Origin of the sequence: Spirillospora sp. NPDC049652 (assembly GCF_040675125.1) — a bacterium.
Taxonomy (GTDB): Bacteria; Actinomycetota; Actinomycetes; order Streptosporangiales; family Streptosporangiaceae; genus Spirillospora.
Window position 1 is genome coordinate 1 of sequence record NZ_JBFAOF010000814.1, and the last position, 3,343, is coordinate 3,343.

The 3,343-nt window shown below is 72.5% G+C and carries 2 protein-coding genes; one reads left to right on the top strand and one right to left on the bottom strand.

The annotated features are described in order from the left end of the window. Positions 1 to 251: 251 nt before the first annotated feature. Positions 252 to 2,420 (bottom strand): elongation factor G-like protein EF-G2, encoded by a 2,169-nt coding sequence (locus AB0J52_RS33095; RefSeq protein ID WP_500186794.1) that lies wholly within the window; start codon positions 2,418 to 2,420, stop codon positions 252 to 254. Positions 2,421 to 2,663: 243 nt separating this feature from the next. Here AB0J52_RS33095 and pgsA point away from each other — a divergent pair. Beyond that, on the top strand, positions 2,664 to 3,343 hold a 680-nt coding region (gene pgsA, locus AB0J52_RS33100; protein ID WP_500186795.1), incomplete at its 3' end, for a phosphatidylinositol phosphate synthase.

A 3,343-nucleotide genomic window follows, 5' to 3' on the forward strand; every position in this document is an offset into this window, starting at 1 on the left:
AGCGGCGCCACGCCGCGCGAGGCGACCATCAGGTCGGAGGCGGTGGCGCCGGAGCGTCGCCCTTGATGATGTTGCGGCGGCTCGGCCTGTCCCGAGTCCGCTCGTCCCCCGTACTTGTCACAGCTGAAAAGAATCTCATAGTTCGCCGAGAATTCCCCAGCGGGGTGACCAAGCTGTGAGAAAAGGGGAAAAGGGACCGCCCGCACGCGGGCGGTCCCGCTCCGCCGGCCTCCGACTCCGCCGGTGGCCGGTCAGTCCACCTTCTCCTCCTCGGCGACCTTGTCGGCCAGGTGCGACGGCAGCGGCTCGTACCGCAGGAACGAGCGGTGGAAGCTGCCGGTGCCCTGCGACATCGACCGCAGGTCGATCGCGTAGCGGGTGATCTCCAGCTGCGGGACCTCGGCGCGGATCAGCGTCCGGCCGCCCGGGGCGAGGGACTCGGTGCCGAGCACCCGGCCGCGCCGGGACGTCAGGTCCGACATGACCGCGCCCATGTACTCGTCCGCGATCAGCACGCTGACCTCGTCCACCGGCTCCAGCAGCAGCACCGGGACCTTGGCCGCCGCGTCCTTCAGCGCCAGCGCGCCCGCCGCCTGGAACGCCATGTCGGACGAGTCGACCGAGTGCGCCTTGCCGTCCCGCAGCGTCACCCGGATGTCGACCAGCGGGTACCCGGCGGCGACGCCGCGCTCCATCTGCTGCCGCACGCCCTTCTCCACCGAGGGGATGAACTGCCTCGGGACCACGCCGCCGACGATGCGGTCCACGAACTCGAAGCCCTCCCCGGACGGCAGCGGCTCCACCTCGACGTGGCAGATGCCGTACTGGCCGTGCCCGCCGCTCTGCTTGACGTGCCGCCCGAGCCCCTCGGCCCGCCCGCCGAACGTCTCGCGCAGCGGGACCCGCAGGTCCACCCGCTCGACCTCGACCCCGTACCGGGACGCGAGCCGGTCGATCAGCACGTCCGCGTGCGCCTCGCCCATGCACCACAGCACCAGCTGCCGCGTCTCGGCGTTGTTCTCCAGCCGGAGCGTCGGGTCCTCGGCGACCAGCCGGCCGAGCGCCTGGCCGAGCTTGTCCTCGTCGGCCTTGGACCGGGCCCGGATCGCCACCGGCAGCAGCGGGTCGGGCATCGACCACGGAGCCATGACCAGCGGGTTCGACGGATCGGACAGCGTGTCACCGGTCTCCGCGCGGCTCAGCTTGGCGACCGCGCACACATCGCCCGCCCGGCACTCGGTGAGCGTCCGCTGGGTCTTGCCGAGCGGCGAGCTGAGGGCCCCGACGCGCTCGTCCACGTCGTGGTCCTCGTGCCCGCGGTCGGTCAGGCCGTGCCCGGACACGTGCACCGTGGTGTCGGGGCGCAGCGTCCCGGAGAACACCCGGACCATCGAGATCCGGCCCACGTAGGGGTCGGACACGGTCTTGACGACCTCGGCGACCAGGGGGCCCTCCGGGTCGCACTCGATCCGCCGCGGCGGACCGCCCGCGACCGGGGCGACCTCCGGGCAGGAGTGCTCCAGCGGCGAGGGGAACGCCTCGGTCACGACCTCCAGCAGCTCGGTCATCCCGATGACCGGGCCCGGCTGCTGGCCGTGCGGGACCGACGTGGCCAGCACGGGATAGAAGCTACCCCGCGCGACCGCCTTCTCCAGGTCCTCGATGAGGGCCTTGACGTCGATCTCCTCGCCGCCGATGTACCGCTCCATCAGCGACTCGTCCTCGCTCTCCTGGATGATCCCCTCGATCAGCGAGGCCCGCTGCTCGGCGATCCGGTCCAGGTAGGCGGGGTCCGGCTCGCACTCGACCCGCTCCCCGGAGGAGTAGTCGAGGCACCGCTGCGTCAGCAGCCCGATCAGCCCGGTCAGCTCGTCGCCGTCCGCCACCGGGAAGTAGCAGGGCAGCACACCCTCGCCGAACGCGTCCTGCAGGTGCATCAGCGTGTCGTCGAAGTCGCCGCGCTGCTGGTCGATCTTGGTGACGACGACCGCGCGCGGCAGCGACACGGCCGCGCACTCCTCCCACAGCATGCGGGTGAGCCCGTCGACGCCGTCCACGGCGGAGACCACGAACAGGGCGGCGTCGGCGGCGCGCAGCCCGGCCCGCAGGTCTCCGACGAAGTCGGCGTACCCGGGGGTGTCGATGAGGTTGACCTTCACGTCGCCGTACTCGAACGGGGCGAGGGCGAGGTTCACCGACCGCTGCTGGCGCACCTCGACGTCGTCGAAGTCGCTGACGGTGGTGCCGTCCTCGACCCGCCCGGCGCGCTGGACCACCCCGGTCGCCGCGAGCAGGGCCTCGGTCAGCGTCGTCTTGCCCGCCCCGGAGTGGCCGACCAGCGCGACGTTGCGCACCCTGTCGGGCCGGTCGGCCACCGGTGCCCTGCCGTGGCCTCCCGGGTGGTTCGCTCTGTCCGTCATGACACACCTCCTCGGGCGGACTCCCGCCATGGGAGCCCGTCACGCTCCTTTGGTGGTTCTGCCCGGAGTGAGCGGCGTCACATCCGTCTCCTCACCCTTTCCCGTGTCGGCCCGGATCACAAGGGGGGAGGTGGTATTGATGAGCACTACGATGGGTTCGCCGCGCGGCGCGCGCGGGGCCGCCTCTTCTCTCCCGGCCCCCCGGTTGTGCCCGGCTCTCGAACTCTCGATGATCGGACGGCGATGCTCAACAAACTGCGGCCCGCGCTGGGCCGTGTCCTGACGCCCATCGGACGCGGAGTGGCACGCACCGGCGTGACGCCCAACGCGATCACGGTCGTCGGCACGGCGGGCACCGTGGCCGGGGCGCTGGTCTTCTTCCCCCGGGAGCACTACTTCTGGGGCACGCTGGTGATCACCGCCTTCGTGCTGTTCGACATGCTGGACGGCGCCGTCGCCCGCGTCACGGGCAAGACCTCCCGGTTCGGGGCGTTCCTGGACTCCACCATGGACCGGGTCGCGGACGCGGCGATCTTCGCCGGGCTGATGGCCGGGCTGTCGCGCGGCGGCCAGGACGGCCTCGCCGCGGTCGCCCTGTACTGCCTGGTCGCCGGGGTCGTGGTCTCCTACGCCAAGGCCCGCGCCGAGGGCCTCGGCTACACCTGCAACGTCGGCATCGCCGAGCGGTCCGAGCGGCTGATCATCGCCCTGGTCGCGGCGGGCCTGAACGGCCTCGGCGTGCCCTACGTCCTGACCTTCGCGCTGTGGCTGCTCGCCGTGCTCAGCACGGTCACCGTCGGCCAGCGCTTCGCGACCGTGTACAAGCAGGCCAACGCCCGCCCGGCCGAGCCCCCGGCGCAGTCCGGGCCGCGGCCGCCCGCCGGCCCGGCGCGGGCGTCCGGCCCGCAGGCGCCGGCCGACGG